Annotated in this window: 18 protein-coding genes, 1 tRNA gene and 1 pseudogene; 10 read left to right on the forward strand and 10 right to left on the reverse strand. The window is 54.2% G+C overall.

Annotation, left to right across the window (positions count from 1 at the left end):
* Positions 1 to 76: 76 nt before the first annotated feature.
* Positions 77 to 841: a siderophore-interacting protein gene (locus tag GM298_RS08225; RefSeq protein WP_266153918.1), complete on the forward strand. Its 765-nt coding sequence runs from the start codon at positions 77 to 79 to the stop codon at positions 839 to 841.
* On the opposite strand, the gene GM298_RS08230 is transcribed toward GM298_RS08225, so the two are convergent.
* Entirely contained in the window at positions 842 to 2,011 is a 1,170-nt protein-coding gene (locus GM298_RS08230) for a DNA repair protein (protein WP_095450136.1), read from the reverse strand.
* A 363-nt stretch (positions 2,012 to 2,374) separates the two neighbouring features.
* Between GM298_RS08230 and GM298_RS08235 the strand changes: the two genes are divergently transcribed.
* The 6 genes and pseudogenes from GM298_RS08235 (at position 2,375) to GM298_RS08255 (ending at position 5,769) form a co-directional block, all read left to right on the forward strand.
* On the forward strand, positions 2,375 to 3,058 hold the full coding sequence (locus tag GM298_RS08235) for an outer membrane protein (RefSeq protein ID WP_155031765.1): 684 nt from the start codon (positions 2,375 to 2,377) through the stop codon (positions 3,056 to 3,058).
* Between the two features lie 596 nt (positions 3,059 to 3,654).
* Positions 3,655 to 3,897 (forward strand): hypothetical protein, encoded by a 243-nt coding sequence (locus tag GM298_RS08240; RefSeq protein WP_262783764.1) that lies wholly within the window; start codon positions 3,655 to 3,657, stop codon positions 3,895 to 3,897.
* 231 nt (positions 3,898 to 4,128) lie between these two features.
* On the forward strand, positions 4,129 to 4,521 hold the full coding sequence (locus GM298_RS08245) for a polymorphic toxin type 44 domain-containing protein (protein WP_266153919.1): 393 nt from the start codon (positions 4,129 to 4,131) through the stop codon (positions 4,519 to 4,521).
* On the forward strand, positions 4,499 to 4,972 hold the full coding sequence (locus GM298_RS08250) for a hypothetical protein (RefSeq protein WP_094918766.1): 474 nt from the start codon (positions 4,499 to 4,501) through the stop codon (positions 4,970 to 4,972). The genes GM298_RS08245 and GM298_RS08250 overlap by 23 nt, the downstream gene beginning before the upstream one ends.
* 225 nt (positions 4,973 to 5,197) lie before the next feature.
* Positions 5,198 to 5,272, forward strand: a pseudogene (locus tag GM298_RS23265) (hypothetical protein); the annotation flags it as partial.
* Between the two features lie 248 nt (positions 5,273 to 5,520).
* Positions 5,521 to 5,769: a hypothetical protein gene (locus GM298_RS08255; RefSeq protein WP_266153920.1), complete on the forward strand. Its 249-nt coding sequence runs from the start codon at positions 5,521 to 5,523 to the stop codon at positions 5,767 to 5,769.
* A 170-nt stretch (positions 5,770 to 5,939) separates the two neighbouring features.
* Here GM298_RS08255 and GM298_RS08260 read toward each other — a convergent pair.
* Positions 5,940 to 6,015 (reverse strand) — tRNA-Ile (locus tag GM298_RS08260).
* Positions 6,016 to 6,140: 125 nt separating this feature from the next.
* Between GM298_RS08260 and mug the strand changes: the two genes are divergently transcribed.
* Positions 6,141 to 6,647, forward strand: coding sequence for a G/U mismatch-specific DNA glycosylase (gene mug / locus GM298_RS08265; protein ID WP_025758550.1), 507 nt, complete (start codon positions 6,141 to 6,143; stop codon positions 6,645 to 6,647).
* 87 nt (positions 6,648 to 6,734) lie between these two features.
* Here mug and rpoD read toward each other — a convergent pair whose 3' ends face one another.
* The 3 genes from rpoD to rpsU form a co-directional block, all read right to left on the reverse strand.
* The gene (gene rpoD, locus GM298_RS08270; protein WP_025758549.1) at positions 6,735 to 8,582 is read right to left on the reverse strand and encodes an RNA polymerase sigma factor RpoD; all 1,848 of its coding nucleotides are present in this window, start codon (positions 8,580 to 8,582) and stop codon (positions 6,735 to 6,737) included.
* A 165-nt stretch (positions 8,583 to 8,747) separates the two neighbouring features.
* On the reverse strand, positions 8,748 to 10,493 hold the full coding sequence (gene dnaG / locus GM298_RS08275; protein WP_025758547.1) for a DNA primase: 1,746 nt from the start codon (positions 10,491 to 10,493) through the stop codon (positions 8,748 to 8,750).
* A 114-nt stretch (positions 10,494 to 10,607) separates the two neighbouring features.
* Positions 10,608 to 10,823 carry a 30S ribosomal protein S21 gene (rpsU, locus tag GM298_RS08280; RefSeq protein WP_001144069.1) on the reverse strand — a complete coding sequence of 72 codons (216 nt, stop codon included), beginning with the start codon at positions 10,821 to 10,823 and terminating at the stop codon, positions 10,608 to 10,610.
* A gap of 236 nt (positions 10,824 to 11,059) precedes the next feature.
* Here rpsU and tsaD point away from each other — a divergent pair, with 236 nt between their 5' ends.
* A complete protein-coding gene (tsaD, locus tag GM298_RS08285) occupies positions 11,060 to 12,073 on the forward strand; it encodes a tRNA (adenosine(37)-N6)-threonylcarbamoyltransferase complex transferase subunit TsaD (protein WP_025758545.1) in 1,014 nt (337 codons plus the stop codon).
* A gap of 18 nt (positions 12,074 to 12,091) precedes the next feature.
* Here the strand turns inward: tsaD and GM298_RS08290 are convergent, their stop codons facing one another.
* On the reverse strand, positions 12,092 to 12,775 hold the full coding sequence (locus GM298_RS08290) for a response regulator transcription factor (RefSeq protein ID WP_266153921.1): 684 nt from the start codon (positions 12,773 to 12,775) through the stop codon (positions 12,092 to 12,094).
* A 286-nt stretch (positions 12,776 to 13,061) separates the two neighbouring features.
* Between GM298_RS08290 and GM298_RS08295 the strand changes: the two genes are divergently transcribed.
* Positions 13,062 to 15,068, forward strand: a complete 2,007-nt coding sequence (locus GM298_RS08295; protein WP_266153922.1) for a S8 family serine peptidase — start codon at positions 13,062 to 13,064, stop codon at positions 15,066 to 15,068.
* Between the two features lie 37 nt (positions 15,069 to 15,105).
* On the opposite strand, the gene ureG is transcribed toward GM298_RS08295, so the two are convergent.
* Genes ureG through ureE form a run of 4 tightly spaced genes read right to left on the reverse strand, consistent with a single transcriptional unit; the run spans position 15,106 to position 17,420 of the window.
* The gene (gene ureG, locus GM298_RS08300; RefSeq protein ID WP_045285924.1) at positions 15,106 to 15,723 is read right to left on the reverse strand and encodes an urease accessory protein UreG; all 618 of its coding nucleotides are present in this window, start codon (positions 15,721 to 15,723) and stop codon (positions 15,106 to 15,108) included.
* A 9-nt stretch (positions 15,724 to 15,732) separates the two neighbouring features.
* The gene (locus tag GM298_RS08305; protein WP_128339709.1) at positions 15,733 to 16,407 is read right to left on the reverse strand and encodes an urease accessory protein UreF; all 675 of its coding nucleotides are present in this window, start codon (positions 16,405 to 16,407) and stop codon (positions 15,733 to 15,735) included.
* On the reverse strand, positions 16,407 to 16,946 hold the full coding sequence (locus GM298_RS08310) for a HupE/UreJ family protein (RefSeq protein WP_025758537.1): 540 nt from the start codon (positions 16,944 to 16,946) through the stop codon (positions 16,407 to 16,409). The genes GM298_RS08305 and GM298_RS08310 overlap by 1 nt, the downstream gene beginning before the upstream one ends.
* Positions 16,947 to 16,955: 9 nt before the next feature.
* Complete coding sequence (gene ureE, locus GM298_RS08315) at positions 16,956 to 17,420, reverse strand: urease accessory protein UreE (protein ID WP_025758536.1); 465 nt, start codon at positions 17,418 to 17,420, stop codon at positions 16,956 to 16,958.
* Between the last annotated feature and the right edge of the window lie 9 nt (positions 17,421 to 17,429).

Genomic DNA, 17,429 nt, shown 5'->3' on the forward strand with positions numbered 1-17,429 from the left:
CTTTTTCTCTGATTAGTAATCATTATCATTTAAAATTGATTTAGATATATCGTATTCACCAGAGAAGGGTCTAAAAATGGCATCTACCCGTTACCCACAGCGTGTTCGTAATGAGCTGCATTTTCGCGAGCTGACGGTGCTTCGTGTTGAGCGCGTCAGCGCGGGCTTCCAGCGTATTGTTTTGGGCGGCGAGGCGCTGGAAGGCTTCAGCTCCCGCGGTTTCGACGACCACACCAAAGTCTTTTTCCCGGCCCCCGGGACAACGTTTGTACCGCCGGTGGTGACCGATGAAGGCATCGACTGGGGTGAAGGCGTGCGTCCGCAGGCGCGCGACTATACGCCGCTGTACGATGAAGCCCGTCATGAGCTGATGCTTGATTTCTTCATTCATGACGGCGGTATTGCCAGCCGCTGGGCCCTTGAGGCGAAAGCGGGCGACAGACTGACCATCGGCGGCCCGCGCGGTTCGCTGGTGGTGCCGGAAGATTACGCCTGGCAGCTGTACGTGTGCGATGAATCCGGCATGCCCGCGCTGCGTCGTCGCCTGGAGAGCCTTGCTAAACTGCCGGTTCGCCCGGGGGTTCATGCGGTAGTGACGGTTGGAGACGAGTCTTATAAGGCGTATCTGGCGCACCTGAGTGGGTTCGATATCACCTGGGTGGTGGGGCACAGCGAGCAGGCGGTCGCAGATCATCTGGCGGCGCTGAGCGTCCCGGCGGAGGATTATTTCATCTGGCTCACCGGGGAAGGGAAGGTGGTGAAAACGCTGAGCCGTCAGTTTGAAACCGACGCGATTGACCCACAGCTGGTGCGTGCCAGCGCATACTGGCACGACAAATAGTCAGGCGGCGGAATCCAGCTGCGCTTCGTTCACCTGATGTTCGAGCGAGGCGCGGACCTCGTGCAGCGCCTTCTCCTGCTGCGCAAAGTACGCTTCCATATTGCTCAGCGACGAGACCAGCAGCCAGGACTCCTCTTTCTCCAGCTCCGCCAGCTCGTTCACTAAAATGTCGATCTGCTCGCGCACCTGCGCCATTTTTTTGCGGATACGCTCCAGATCGTTCAGCCTGTCGCTGGCCATCAGCGGCTCGAAGCCCTGCTGCAGACGGGCCACCAGTGAGCGGATGGCTTTCACATCTCCACGCTGTTTGGCCTGGTTAAGCTGCACCATCATCGCGTTGGCTTCTTCTTTCAGGTCGTCCGCCACCAGGTCCGGATGGCAAAGTTTGCTCGCCTGTCGCCAGAGTCGCTTCAGTTCGTTCCGATCTTCGTCCGAAAGATCTTTCCCCTTACGCATCCGCACTTCGGCATCGTGATGCTGCTCGCGATACTTCTCATACTCTTCGTTGGCTTCGTCGCGGGCCTGCCGCGCAGGCTCCTCTTCGCGCGTTAAGCCGCTCTCCAGTTCGAGCGCCTCGGCCAGCAGGTTGGCAATCAGATTACTTTGCTGCTCCAGATGCTTACGTGCCTCGGCGGCCTGTACGGAATCTGCCGGGAGATCGCGCCAGCGCTGGGTGAGCGTCGCCAGCACCTCTACCGCCTGCGCCATATAGTGCTGGCAGCGACGGTAATCTTCCTCGCGACGACGCGCCTCCGCCTGCTGACGACGCAGGTTTAGCTCCGCCAGGGTTTTACGCAGGGCGAGGATCTGCTGCATCAGGGGACCGAGGCGGGAGAAATAGAGATCGTTAAATTCATCCAGCTGCTGTACCCGCGCGTTGCGACGGTCAATCAGATCGCGAAGACGCTCTTCCAGCGCCTTCAGCTCCAGCTTGCTGGCCGCCACCTGCGGGTCGCGCCATGGGGTCACGGCGCGCTGGCCCTGCAGCCAGGCGACGATTGCTGCCATCGCCGCGGTGTAGTTCTTCTCCTCAAGCGCCACGACGATTGCCTGTAGCGCATCGTCAAACGCTTCATTTTTCAGGCGTGTCAGCTGGCTCTGGATGATGTCGTCATCTTCCAGTTCAATGGCATTTTTAATGATTTCTAGCCGTTTGATCGGTGTGCTCATGATGCCTTTCGCTTTGGCGCTTAAGTATTTGAGTTAAGGGTAGTTGTTGTAAAAGCTACAGGAAATAATACACACGGATGATGATCGGCGCGATGGGGGATTTCTTTAGAATTGCAGAATGTGAAGATGGGCGCGTAACAGATGAAATGAGCAGGTTGATTTTGATGATAAGCGCTAATCCATTGAAAGAAATAACAATCGTTTTAAAAACAAGACCAGTCCCTACGTAAAATTACCAGGTAAAACGCGTATTCCTCCGAATAGTTTGCCCTTTCGGGAGTGCTTATGCTTCGTCTCACTGACTTTTCCTGACACCGGCAGAAGATGGTTCGCCGTGCGGAATGTTTTTCCAAAGGAGTGTAGATGAAGATGAAAGCTATTGTAGTCGCCCTGCCTGTCGCGATGATCCCGGCTACCGTTCTGGCGGCAAATACGGAAGAAGGGTATTACGGTTCGGCAAAATATCTGCAGATTGAACAGCGGGCCAAAGAGATGGATACCAGCTCCCGTCCGGGTGTCGGGCAGTTTGTGGGCGGTAAACAGAAAGAACACTTAGGCGGTGCGGCGATTGCTGCGGGTTATCAGTTTGGTAACGGCTGGCGCACTGAAGGTGAATATACCTTTAAGCAGAAAACCGAATACACCAACGGTTCCAGCGCCTTCCCTAACGGTTTTGATCATCTTAAGACGGAAACAGAACGTCTGATGCTGAACGTCTATCGTGATTATGAACTGGGCTACGGTGTCTCTCTTTACGGTACTGCAGGGCTTGGTGTGAGCAGGATTAAAGCCGGCGGCTGGCAGGGCAATCCTGGCCGTGAATACGGCTCGACGACGCAAAACAACCTGACTTACGCATTAGGCGCAGGCGTAAGCTACACGCCGGTTGAACGTCTCTATGTCGATCTGGGCTATCGCTATATCGATATGGGTAAGATCGAAAGTGGATATAACAACTATGCGAACATGCGTGGCTTAAAGGATGAGCAGATGAAAGCGCATATTGTCTCTAACGAATTTACGCTGGGCATGCGTTACGTGTTTTAACCTGTTGTGAATGTCACTGCTTTAAAACAGGGCCAACACCGTGGAAGTGCGGGGTTGGCTTTTTTCTTGCGTGCATGTGGCATGTAGGTTTCCTGATTCCCATCAAAACCATCGATTATGTTTTACATAAAAATAGGTAACGATGATGATCCATGCCAGGGTAAGAAGACCAAAATAGTCAGGGATGAAACGCGCGAACAGATAAGCGCCAGCAACGATGAGCGCTATAGGGATATAATAAATATATGACTGCAGAAACCATAATATTGCTCGTTTCATCTTTTTAATAACTCATATAAAGCATCGCCGATTATTTCCTCATTGTTGCCACCTGATTCAATTTGATAAATTATTTTTGTCATTTGTGGTATATCAAGAGCAACATCGTTTCGGTTATAGATTTCGACAAGTGCTAATGTCGGACGGTGGTCTTCATTTATTACCTCGCGACAGGCATTGCGGCAGTAATCGTCAGGGTAAAATTCCTTTCTGATTTCACCTTCATTTTTGCATAGCTGTCTGCCATTATAATTTTCCTTGTTGTAAAATTACCCTGCCAATAATTGATCATCATCGTCATAGGGGCAAGGAAGAAAATGAAAAAAAGCGGTAGAGTGGCAATTTATGTTCTGGTGGTGATTATTTTCTTTCTCACTATTCCGGAGATCGTCGTTCGTGTACTCACTCCAGAGCAGTTTGCTCGATTAAGTGATTTTACAAGCTTTGGTGGCTTGTTCAGTCATATCCTTTCTTTATTGATTTTCCTTGGCTTAGCTTCCATTCTGCTGGGTGTACTCGCCATTTTTGTAACGAAAAAAATTTGCCGCCATCGTCCCTAAGCCATAGATAAGCAGGAATAGCCATTTTTAAAACTCCATTTCCATTGAGGTTAAACTCTCATTAACGGCTAAAACGGATCGCAGGTGATACAAATTGTGTTATATGCTCGTGTTATTTAATAGCGTTACTTATTGATTTTGCAAATAAAATTAATAAATTGATCTCAAGCAGTACGCGTTACCGTTATTGCTCTTATGTTGCCCTTTTTGCCTGGCTGAAGGGATTTAACAATGGCATGTATACCGCTCTATCCGCCCCGTGGGCTGGAGATTTTGCGAGATCATATCAGGCTCGCCAGGGCGCGGCATGAAGTGCAGGACATGGCCGCCCCGCTTACCTATATATGGTTTTATCAGCAAGTTAGAAACAGCGGGCCGTGGGATTACAAACAAAAAAATAAATTATGGGCCGACTACGGCAACTTCCATTATGGGGCCGTAGGCTATGCAGCTGGCATACCCGCAGAAATTTTACATATTGCCGCCGGCGCAGCTCAGGAAGTGGCAAAAACATCGCTACCCGTCTGGGGGCATTTTTACTCCGACGCGCCATTTGGTGACGACCCGCGAGATCAGTTCTGGATAAAACAGGGTATAGATTATGTTAAGCAACACCACTATTAGGGCGTTTAAGGCGTTGCATTGGGTGGCTACAATTACGATGGCCATCGTGATCGCTGGGTACTGTTATTTCCAGCATATACAGCGTTTAACTGTTAGTGATCGGCTTTATGAAGTTCGCCAGCTCACGCCCCGGACTTGGTTATACATTACTGAATATGACGGCTCGAACATGACCACGGGGGAAGTGTATCGTTATTTTTTAGCGAGCAAGATTGACGGCGATCCGCTGGTGGCTCTCGAAAAACAACATATCGCGCCCACGCTTACAGCGAACACCGCCCGCGCGAAAGTTGACGGCATAGGCAACAATATCTCATTTACTGTTTATGGCACCGTGTACAGCTTTACAACGTCCGCATTTTTTTATGATGCTGAGGGAATAGCGGCCGCGCCTTCAATCGACTTAACGGCTCGTGGCGAGGGCTGGGACAAGGGGAAATTTAGTCGATAATAAATCTTTATTTAAAAACAGAGGATACGCGGAACCGTCAAAATTGCGAATTCGCAATTTTTGGTTTAATGATTTCGGGAATCATCATGGTGCTTCGATCGTCTCAAAACACATGTCGGCGGTACGTCTGGCGGGTTTTCTGGCAGGGGAGGGCCGGATAATTCGCGGATATGCCTTACCCCATGAGCTGATAAGAAATGCTAAGGTTTTTGGGGGGCACCCTGCCGGAAGCAAATAACCGTACTCTACTGTAGCAGGCGCTGTAAGGTGCACGGCGGCATGAGTACCGGGGCAAAGGCAAAGTCCGGGCGAAAGCGTCAGCGTGATGGGTTCCGCGCGTGGCAGGAACGTCAGCGAGCCAGCAAGGCGGGCCGTAAGCGCTCCAGAATCAACACCAGTGATGTTTCAGGCATTGATGGTACAAAGAGGCGAGAAAAACACCCAATCGCCCACAGCATCGTGTGCAGAGAGTTGTTAACACAGTCAATATACATGGGGGATTCTTCACCAACCTCCAATTGGCGGCTGGTGAAAATGCTGAGCAATCAATGTCAGTCACGAACGGAACGGATGTTGACATCGTCAAACAGCTTATCTCCATTCTTGAGCAGCAGGGGAAGCCTATATCTGAAGTACAAAAAGAGGGCATTCAATCTGCTGTTGCAGCAGCAAGCGAAGGTGATGGAAAACGGGCAAAATCGTTACTGGCAAAAGTATGTGGCCCGGCCTGGGAATCGGTACAGCCTGTTATGTGGCCGATCGTTGGAGGGTTAGTGAAAAGAAGGCTTGGTCTTTAAAGCCGTCAGATTTATTTATGCCGCGTTTGCGGCTTTATTTACGTTTAGGTTCTATGGCGTCGCCAAAGCGACCAGGCGACTTATACCTAGCCATACCTATAGATGGCACCCCATGGGACCCCCAAGAAAAGCAAAAGGACCGGAGATTTCTCTCCAGCCCTTGCTGTTTCTGGTGGCCCCTGCTGGACTTGAACCAGCGACCAAGCGATTATGAGTCGCCTGCTCTAACCACTGAGCTAAGGGGCCGTGGCGGTGAATTATAAAGTAACTCCCCTCAGCAATCCAGCCATTCACACCTGCCTGCTGTTTTTATAAACAATGCATAATCAATCCTTTATACTTCCCTGACGATGTATTGAGCGGGAGTAACGATGATTAACGATATTCTGGCCCCAGGACTGCGGGTGGTGTTCTGCGGCATTAACCCCGGCAAGTCCTCGGCGCACACCGGTTTTCACTTTGCCCATCCGGGAAATCGCTTCTGGAAGGTGATCTATCAGGCCGGGTTTACCGACAGGTTATTAAAGCCCGAAGAGGAACAGCACCTGCTGGATACGCGCTGCGGCATTACCATGCTGGTAGAGCGCCCGACGGTACAGGCGAGCGAAGTCAACCTGCATGAGTTGCGCAGTGGCGGCCGGGAACTGATCAAGAAGATTGAAGATTATCAGCCCGCCGCGCTGGCGATCCTCGGTAAACAGGCCTACGAGCAGGCGTTCAGCCAGCGTGGGGCGCAGTGGGGCAAGCAGGCTATCACCATCGGCGTGACGCAGGTGTGGGTGCTGCCGAATCCGAGCGGGCTCAACAGGGCAACGCTGGACAAGCTGGTAGAGGCCTATCGGGAGCTGGATGAGGCGCTGATGGTGCGGGGGCTTTAATCCTCTGCGGCCTGATGCCCTCACCCTGGGAGAGGAAATAAACAAAAAAAAAGCTCCCGATTGGGAGCTTTTTGCTGTTTACCTGGGTTAGTCGTCCAGGAAGCTACGCAGCACTTCAGAGCGGCTTGGGTGACGCAGCTTACGCAGCGCCTTCGCTTCGATCTGACGGATACGTTCGCGGGTTACGTCGAACTGTTTACCCACTTCTTCCAGCGTGTGGTCGGTGTTCATATCGATACCGAAACGCATACGCAGTACTTTCGCTTCACGGGCAGTCAGGCCGGCCAGCACGTCGTGCGTGGCGGCACGCAGGCTCTCGGTAGTGGCAGAGTCCAGCGGCAGCTCGAGGGTGGTATCCTCGATGAAATCCCCCAGATGCGAATCTTCATCGTCACCGATAGGTGTTTCCATAGAGATTGGCTCTTTGGCGATCTTCAGCACTTTACGGATCTTGTCTTCCGGCATCAGCATGCGCTCGGCCAGCTCTTCCGGCGTCGGCTCACGACCCATCTCCTGCAGCATCTGGCGGGAAATACGGTTGAGCTTGTTGATGGTCTCAATCATATGCACCGGAATACGGATGGTGCGCGCCTGATCCGCGATAGAGCGGGTGATAGCCTGACGGATCCACCAGGTTGCGTAGGTGGAGAACTTGTAACCACGACGGTATTCGAACTTATCTACCGCCTTCATCAGACCGATGTTGCCTTCCTGAATCAGATCCAGGAACTGCAGACCACGGTTGGTGTATTTCTTGGCGATAGAGATAACCAGACGTAAGTTCGCTTCAACCATCTCTTTCTTCGCACGACGGGCTTTCGCTTCACCGATGGACATACGACGGTTGATGTCTTTAACCTGCTCGATGGTCAGGCCAGTCTCTTCTTCAATCTGCTGCAGTTTCTGCAGGCCGCGATACACGTCTTCTTTCACGTCGTGCAGTTTTTCAGACCACGGCTTGTTCATCGCGATAGCTGCGTTGAACCAGGTTTCGCTGGTTTCGTTGCCGGTGAAGAGGGTGATGAAGTTCTTCTTCGGCATTTTGCACTGCTCAACGCACAGCTTCATGATGATGCGTTCCTGGGTACGTACGCGATCCATCATCACGCGCATGCTGTTCACCAGGTAGTCGAACTGTTTTGGCACCAGGCGGAACTGTTTGAACACTTCAGACAGTTTCAGGATCTCTTCCTGAGCGGCGGCATGGCTGCGGCCTTTCGCTTTGATGGTGTCACGCGTCACTTCGTACTGAGTACGCAGCTCGGCAAATTTCTCACGTGCCAGTTCCGGGTCGATGCTGTTGTCATCATCCGCGGTGTCGTCGTCGCTCTCTTCCTCATCTTCGTCTTCGTCATCATCCATCTCTTCCTGAGACAGTTCAGAACCGACGTGAGTAGCGGTTGGTGCCATATCTTCTTCAGCGTTCGGGTCGACAAAACCGGTGATCAGGTCAGACAGGCGCGCTTCTTCCGCTTCAACGCGATCGTACTGCTCCAGCAGATAGGTGATCGCTTCCGGGTACTCGGCTACAGAGCACTGAACCTGGTTGATCCCGTCTTCGATGCGTTTTGCGATGTCAATTTCGCCTTCGCGGGTCAACAGTTCAACGGTGCCCATTTCGCGCATATACATGCGGACCGGGTCAGTAGTACGCCCGATTTCAGATTCCACGCTGGACAGTACCTGTGCAGCAGCTTCTTCCGCATCTTCGTCAGTGTTGTTGGAGGTTTCAGCCAGCAACAGATCATCGGCATCCGGTGCTTCTTCCATCACCTGAATGCCCATGTCATTGATCATTTGGATGATATCTTCGATTTGATCTGAATCGACGATATCTTCCGGCAGATGGTCATTGACCTCGGCATAGGTCAGATAGCCTTGCTCCTTACCACGTTGGACAAGAAGTTTCAGCTGTGACTGCGGGTTTTGCTCCATAAGACGGTATCCACACTTAATTCGTTTGATTGGTGTCGGCGATGGGGCTGCCAACCTTTAAAGCGAGGGCGTACTTATATTTTTGCCGCTGCCTCTCAGTGCGGCTGCCGGGGGCTTCCCGATCGAAATTCGGCACTTAAGCCGTTAAATACTTTTGTCTTTGACTTATTTCTTCGCCAGTTCCTGGTTAATCATCCAGAGCTCCCGGCGCTCTTCGCTGCTCAAACCGTGTGTGCGCTCGCGAGCAATCAACTCTTCCTGGCGCAGCTCAAGCATCGAATCAAACATATGGTTGAGTGAGTCGGTGAACGTTTTTTCTGCAATGTCCTTATCAGCTATATCGTCCCACATCGACAATTTTTCAAGGGTAGCGGCCTCTTTTGTACCGCGATAATGCTCTAAAAGTTGTCCGGTGGTCAGACCTGGCTGAGACAAACAAGTGTTGACCAGTTCTGAAAATAAGCCAAGTCCGGGCAATTTTTCGTGGTCCAAACCCGCCAGCGACGGCACTTGCGGCGCAAGCTCGGGGTTTTGAACCAGCAACCCTATCAGTATACGCATGGTTGTGCGTTTTAGCTGAGGCGCGGCGCGAACCGTGCCGTTTTCAGCCTGTTTAGGCATTAAACGTTCAAGCTGGCTGTCATCCAGAATGCCGAGCTTGTTGCCTAACTCCTGACGCAGATAGATACGCAGCGTTTCGCCTGGCACCTGGCTGATTAACGGCAGCGCCAGCGTACTGAGCTGCGCGCGCCCGTCAGGGGTACTCAAATCGACCTGCGGCATCAGGCTGTTAAACAGAAACGTGGAGAGCGGCTGAGCCTGCTCCATCCGCGCTTCAAACGCCGCTTTGCCCTCTTTACGCACCAGCGTATCCGGGTCTTCACCGTCAGGCAGAAACATAAAGCGCAACTGTCGACCGTCGGTCATGTAGGGTAGCGCGGTTTCCAGCGCGCGCCAGGCGGCGTCACGTCCTGCGCGGTCACCGTCGTAACAACAAATCACGTTGTTGGTCACGCGGAACAGAAGCTGGATATGATCCGCCGTCGTGGACGTTCCTAACGACGCTACCGCGTAGTTAATGTCGTACTGCGCCAGCGCAACAACGTCCATATACCCTTCGACGACCAGAAGACGCGGAGGTTCCGCATTGTTCTGTTGCGCCTCATAAAGGCCATACAGTTGGCGGCCCTTATGGAAAATATCGGTTTCCGGGGAGTTGAGGTACTTCGGCAGGGCATCACCCAGCACGCGACCACCAAAACCAATCACCCGGCCACGCTTGTCGCGGATCGGGAACATCACCCGTTCACGGAAGCGGTCGTAGCTACGTCCCTGGTCGTTGGTGACCAGCATGCCTGCATCGATAAGAGACTTACGATCTTCGCTATTGCCGCCAAAACGCTTTAACACGTTGTCCCAGCCGGGCGGGGCGTAACCAATAGCGAAACGCGCAATGACCTCATCGCTCAGTCCGCGCTTGTTCAGATACTGACGCGCAGGCTCAGCCGCAGAGTGCTTAAGAGACTGTTGGTAAAACGAATTCAGGCCATCCATCAGTTGATACAGCGTTTGCCGTTGATGGCGCTCGATCTGACTTGGGCCACTGCCTGCTTCATACGGCACTTCAAGGTTATGCATCGCCGCCAGCTCTTCGACGGTTTCAACGAACTCGAGCTTGTCGTAGTTCATTAAAAAATCAACGGCATTACCGTGAGCACCACAGCCGAAGCAATGGTAAAACTGCTTTTCACCGTTTACGGTGAAGGAGGGGGTTTTTTCGTTATGGAACGGACAGCACGCATGGTAATTCTTGCCCTGCTTTTTCAGCTTTACCCGCGCGTCGATGAGATCGACGATGTCGGTTCTGGCGAGCAGGTCATTGATGAAAACGCGTGGGATTCTTCCGGCCATATGCCCCAAAATTTAAGCGACTTATAAACGAAAACAAGCCGCGCATTCCTTCCGGAAGCACGGCCTTACGACTATTACTCTGTCTGTCAATTGAGGGCGTTGGCCCTCAATCAATTAGTACAGACGAGTACGGCGTGCGTTTTCGCGAGCCAGTTTCTTCGCGTGACGTTTCACAGCGGAAGCTTTAGCGCGCTTACGTTCGGTCGTTGGTTTTTCATAAAACTCACGACGACGAACTTCAGCCAGAACACCTGCTTTCTCGCATGAACGTTTGAAGCGACGCAGTGCTACGTCGAACGGCTCGTTTTCACGTACTTTAATTACCGGCATGTAACTCTCACCTTTAATAAATTCGGTTTGCCGCTGGCATCAGCGCCAGCTTATTTCAAAATGGTGCGGAATTTTACTGCAAATGCTGCTGCTTTGTAAAGCACCGAAGCGATTTTGAAAGGGACTTTTATAAGGGGGAAGAGTATACACGAGCGGATGTCCTGGGGCGAACAAAGTTTTACATCAACCCGCATTCGCCCTACACTGCGCGGTATTGAAGCGAGGTAAAACAAGTCATGCGTGTACTGGGTATTGAAACATCCTGCGATGAAACCGGCATCGCCATTTACGACGACGAAAAAGGGCTTCTGGCCAACCAACTGTATAGTCAGGTGAAATTGCACGCTGACTACGGCGGCGTCGTGCCTGAACTGGCCTCTCGTGACCACGTGCGTAAAACGGTTCCCCTGATTCAGGCGGCGCTGAAAGAGGCCGGGTTGCGTTCAAACGATATTGATGCCGTGGCCTATACCGCAGGCCCTGGGCTGGTTGGCGCGCTGCTGGTTGGCGCCACGGTGGGACGTTCGCTGGCGTTCGCGTGGGATGTGCCGGCCATTCCGGTGCACCATATGGAAGGGCATCTTCTGGCACCGATGCTGGAAGAGAATCCGCCTGAGTTTCCGTTTGTGGCGCTGCTGGTTTCAGGTGGGCATACCCAGCTGATCAGCGTGACGGGGATTGGCAAGTATGAACTGCTGGGCGAGTCGATCGACGACGCCGCCGGTGAAGCGTTCGACAAAACCGCCAAGCTGCTGGGGCTGGATTACCCGGGCGGCCCGATGCTGTCCAGAATGGCGTCACAGGGAACGGAAGGGCGCTTTGTCTTCCCACGCCCGATGACCGACCGGCCAGGGCTGGATTTCAGCTTCTCCGGGCTGAAAACCTTCGCGGCCAACACTATCCGCAATAATGATGACAGCGAGCAGACCCGGGCCGATATTGCCCGCGCGTTCGAAGATGCGGTGGTCGATACGCTGATGATCAAGTGCAAGCGCGCGCTGGATCAGACCGGCTTTAAGCGTCTGGTGATGGCCGGTGGCGTCAGCGCCAACCGCACGCTGCGCGCGAAGCTGGCCGAGATGATGCAAAAACGTCGCGGGGAAGTGTTCTATGCGCGTCCGGAATTCTGTACCGATAACGGGGCGATGATCGCCTACGCCGGGATGGTGCGTCTGAACGCGGGGGCGACCGCCGATCTCAGCGTCTCCGTACGTCCGCGCTGGCCGCTGGCGGAACTGCCCGAGGCCTGAAGGCGCTAAACCCGGATGTCAGATGGCGATATCAAACATCCGGGTCGTAGTGAGCAGACAATAAAGATGGCAGTCGCTGGCGACATGTAATTTCTCCATCGCCCGGAGCTTATGTGCGCTGACGGTTTTGATGCTCAGATGCATCTGCCTCGCGATTGCCACCAGCGGTAACCCTCTGCACAGCAGGCGCAGCACATCCATCTCACGCGGCGACAGCTCGTCTGCGATCTGCTTTCCTGACTGGAAAAAGGCGTTTATTGTTGAGCGCTCAATATACATCTCCCCGCCAGCCACGGTAACCAGTGCCTGAATGAGCCGCTTTTCACTGACATTGCGGGTAATGTAGCCGTGGGCGCCCGCTTTCAGCGCCGCGCGGATCAGCTGTGGGTTGCTGTAGGGGGAAACCATAATAACCTTCAGCAGCGGATATTGACGGGTGATCCACTTCAGCAGCGCCAGACCGTCCATTCCGCAGGCAGGATGTGGCCCCTGCGATGTGCGCAGGTTGTAGCCCAGCAGCAAAATGTCAGGCGTTTCTTGCGCGAGCATCTCCACCAGGGCTGATGTCGCATCCGCTTCCCCCGCCAACGTAAAGGAAAGCGAGTGAAGACTCAGGTTAGTTGCCAACTGATCCACAATAATGGCGTACAGTCCCCGCCGAAAAATAGGGTTTTCATCAGCAATGGCAAATTTGACGGTCACGGAGGTTCCTCTTGCGTTATACGCGTATATGTCCTGGTTGAAATTATTTTACCTGTGAGATGGTTTTATCTGTAAAACATGCTGGAAGATATTTTTATTGTCGTTATTTGTTTTTAAGTAATTTTATTTTCATGACTGGTTGACTTATTTCCTCTCTTTTTTGCGACGCTTTATAAAGAAAATTCTCAGCGTTAAATAGAGGGTTCTCATTGTTCCGTGATGCGCATTAATACAGTTTGAATAAAGCAATTAAGCGTATACATGTCATAAAGGAACAATGGCTCAAATGAAAAAAAGTATTCTCTCACTGTTAATTTGCGCAGCAGTAACCAGCTCTGCGTATGCTGAAGCAGCGACAAAGGTAGAGTTCGCTCAGGAGGGCGTCACGTATACGGCTATCGTCGTAAAACTTAAGCCCGGCAAGCCCTTGCTGAAAGCTACAAATACCGCCACCACGACGGCGTCAGAGGAGCTCACGCTCGGCGATCCCTCTTTAGTGGCGAATAAAATGTTTCGCTCCAATAAACTTCGTAGCACCCAGTCGGATGAATTAACTAAACTGGATGCTACCTACGGGTTTGATCGCTATATGCGAATAGATATTCCTGAAAACAAAAGTCAGGATAAAGCCTTTATTAACCACGCGATTGCCGAGCTGGAACAAAATCCAAAAGTTGAATTAGTGTATGCGGAAGCCATGCCGGTTTCGCTGGATGAATATCAACATGATAATACCACGCCGCCGCTTTTACGCCAGTCCGCCGGAAATGCGACGCTGACCGCCACTGCCGTTCCTGATTTCCGTAACCTGCAGGATTATTTAAAATCCTCTGCGGAAAAACGCCCGGGTTATTATATGGGTGGAGTTAACCGCGACGGCGTTAGCGGTTATGCCGGTAGCGATGGGACTGGCGTTACCATTATCTCCACCGAAAACTGCGCCTGGAACACCAGCCACGTTAACTTACCGGCGATGGCCCTGAGCCAGGGCGACCGCACCTGGAAACCCGGCTGTGGCGATCATGACTCCTCTTCCGTGGGGATTATGGCAGGGAAAGATATCGGCAGCGGTATTCGCGGCTTTGCCTGGAACAGTAAGGTGGGTTATGCCGCCTGGCAGACGAACAATCTTTATAACATGATCCCCCTGCTGAAAGCGGGCGACGTGGTGCAGGTGGGTATGCAGGCCGAAAGCGCCAAACCTGCTGGCTGCACGAAAGAGTGTTATAACCCGTGGGAGGCGCAGCCAGCCTTCTTTGATATCACTAAGGCGCTGACCGATAAAGGGGTATATGTCATCGCTGCCGCAGGTAACGGTGGCCTCAGCCTTGACGATCCGGCTTACAACGGTAAATTTGATCTGTCAGTGAAGGATTCCGGCGCGATTATTGTTGGCGCAATGTGTGCGAGTGATGGCAAAAAAGCGTACTTCAGCAGCTATGGCTCACGCGTGACCAGCGCGGCGTGGGGCTGCTGGGACGTGGTGACCACCGGCAGTGGCGATTTGTACAGAGACGGCGCCAATAACTATACCCGTTCATTTGCCGGTACGTCCTCCGCTAACCCCATCATTGCAGGTGTGGTGGCGAGCCTGTCAGGAATTGCAAAAGCGCACGGGATTACCGTTACGCCGAAGCAGATGCGTCAGATTCTGCAGGAAACCGGGACGCCGCTGGCAAACGGGGATTCGGCTAAGATTGGCACCTTCCCGGATATGGAGCGTGCGGTTGCCCGTATTATGGCGTTGAAAGACGGCGGCACGCCTGCCGCTCCGGCGCCAACTGCCGCCGCGGGAGCGGATTATACGATGGTCTCCCCGACGACTGGCGTAAGTACCTATCCGCTGGACGGCAGCAAGAGCCTGAATGCCGTATCCTTTAACTGGAGCGTGACGAAAGGGGCGGAAACCTTCTCGCTGGAAGAAAAACTGAACGGCACGCTGGTCAAGAGTGTGGATAGCGCGCATGCCTATGCCGTCATTCCTGCTAACAGCGAGGGAGAGGCGACCTACACCCTGACCACCACCGGCGCGGATGGGCGTACCGCGACCGACAGCATGACCATTAAGGTCAGTAAGCCAGCGGTGCCGCCGAAGGACGATACGCCGGTAAAACCTGCGGCGCCGGCCTACAACGCCAAAATTGCCTATCCAACCAAATGCACCAAAGTCTCGTACGACGGTAAAATCTGGTTTAACCAGTGGTATGTCAACCCGGGCCAGGAAACGCCGGGAACCGGCGGCCAGTGGGGCGCATGGCGAGAACAGGGAAGTGCTGGAAACAGCTGTAAATAACGCGTGAAGCCTGGCCTCCTGCCAGGCTTTTTCCGCATTACACTTTCAACATCCCTTTTTCTTCCAGAAACGCAACGATCGTCGCCAGACCGTCACCCGCTTTCAGGTTGGTAAAGGTCCACGGACGTTCGCCGCGCATGCGGTTGGTGTCACGCTCCATCACCTCCAGCGAAGCCCCCACGTACGGCGCGAGATCGGTTTTGTTGATCACCAGAAAATCGGATTTGGTGATCCCCGGCCCGCCCTTGCGCGGGATCTTCTCACCTTCGGCCACGTCGATGACGTAGATCGTCAGGTCAGCCAGCTCGGGGCTGAAGGTCGCGCTCAGGTTGTCGCCGCCGCTTTCAACGAAGATCAGATCCAGATTGCCGAATTTTTCGCTCAGCGCTTCAACGGCTGCCAGGTTCATCGAGGCATCTTCGCGGATGGCGGTGTGCGGGCAGCCGCCAGTCTCCACGCCGACGATGCGCTCCGGCTCAAGGGCGCCTGCTTCGGTCAGGATGCGCTGATCCTCTTTGGTGTAGATATCATTCGTCACCACCGCCAGGTGATACGTGTCGCGCATCGCCTTGCAGAGTGCTTCCAGCAGCGCGGTTTTGCCCGACCCCACCGGGCCGCCCACGCCCACGCGCAGGGGATGTTTGTAATCAGCCATATTGCTTCCTCAGGAACGGAAAAGTCGTGAATATTGTGTTTCGTGGCGGGCAGAAGCGATGGCGGAAAGCGGCGCTGCCGCCCCCAGCTCGTCGTCGCCACGTAAAAAAGCCTGTTCAAGCCCGGCCGCAAAATGGTCGCTCAGCGCAATGATCAGCTGCTGCGCGGCCTGTTGCCCAAACGGCACCAGCTTGACGCCCGCCATTACCGCGCTCTCAATCCAGCTATAGCCGAGACTCAGGGCCAGCTCGCGCACGCCAATGCCCCAGCGTACGCCGAGCCACGCCATGCCGCAGAGCTGGCTCTGCATAAACAGCGCCTGCCACCGGGCCGGGCAGTCCGGCTCCCAGCTTTTAATGAGACGCGTAAAGGCGGCACCGCGATTGCGCTCTTCTTCCCGCAATTCACGGGTTTCCCGGCAGGCGAGAAGGTAAGCCGTCCAGCGTTTTGCTGCCGCAAGGTCGCCTTGTTCACAGGCCCGGTACAGCCGGACAAACAGCGGCAGGTCAACGCAGAAAAAGCTCTGCTCCATCTGCTGCGTTTGCCAGCGTTTAAAGGCGTCGGCATCCGTGATCCAGCCTGCTTCCACGGCCCACTCCAGCCCCTGCGACCAGGTAAACGACCCGACCGGCAGGCTGCTGCTGGAGAGCTGCATCAGGCGCAGCCACTGGCGGGAATGCTCCATCAGCTCATCAGCGCCAGCAGGGCAGAGACGATCAGCCCGCCGCCGAAGGTTTTGCGCAGACCGTCGTGTCGGCGCAGCAGCAAGCCTGCGGCGAAACTGGCGCACAGTACGGTCGCGCTGGCGAACATAAACCCGCTGGTGAAGAGCCAGAAGCTATGGCCGGACATCTCCACGCCGTGCGCCCAGCCGTGGAACATCGCCAGGGCTGGCACCGCCAGCAGCAGGCGGTTTTCGGTTTTAAACATCATCACGCCGCAGACCGCCAGCGAGGCGATAATCAGCATCTCCATGCCGCTAAAGCCGCCGAGCAGGCTACCCGCCACGGCGCCGACAAGCATCATCCCGAGGGTGGCAAACGGCAGCAGCAGTTTGCGGCCGCTCAGCGCCGAAAGCACGCCGGCGCCCGTCAGCATCAACAGATGATCGAGCCCGGTCAGCGGGTGGAAGAAACCAGCCTGAAAGCTGTCGGCGCCGTGGCCAGGATGGGCGAGCGCGGGAACCGAAAAGGCCAGCAGTAACAGGGGAAGTAACGTGCGCATGAGTAATCCTTAGTGTGAATGGGCGTGAGAGTGGCTATGGCTGTGGGCATCGCTGGCATACGCGCCCGCTTCCGGTTCAAACGGCAGCGTGGCGTACGTCACCTCCAGCCCGAACTGGCGCAGCATGTCGTCGAGAACATGATCGTGGTGGTAGCGCAACTCGCCGGGCATCACCTGCAAAGGCACGTGGCGGTTGCCCAGGTGGTAGCAGGCGCGGGCGAGCAGGAACGGATCGGCGCAGCGCACCACGGAGACGGACTCCGGGGCGGCGATCACTTCGATCACCTCGCTGCCGTCGTCGTTGCTGAGCAGGTCGCCGCCGCGCAGCAGTAAACCGCGCGGCAGCATCAGTCCGGCTTCGCGGCCGTCGTTCAGCGCCACGCGGGCGCGGCTTTTCACCCGCACGTCAATCGGCAGCGTGACGCTGGCGGTAATCGGGTGCGCATGGTCCAGGCGTTGGGTTAAATAGATCATCATCACTCC

This window comes from Enterobacter sp. HSTU-ASh6 (genome assembly GCF_026319105.1).
Lineage (GTDB): Bacteria > Pseudomonadota > Gammaproteobacteria > Enterobacterales > Enterobacteriaceae > Enterobacter > Enterobacter sichuanensis.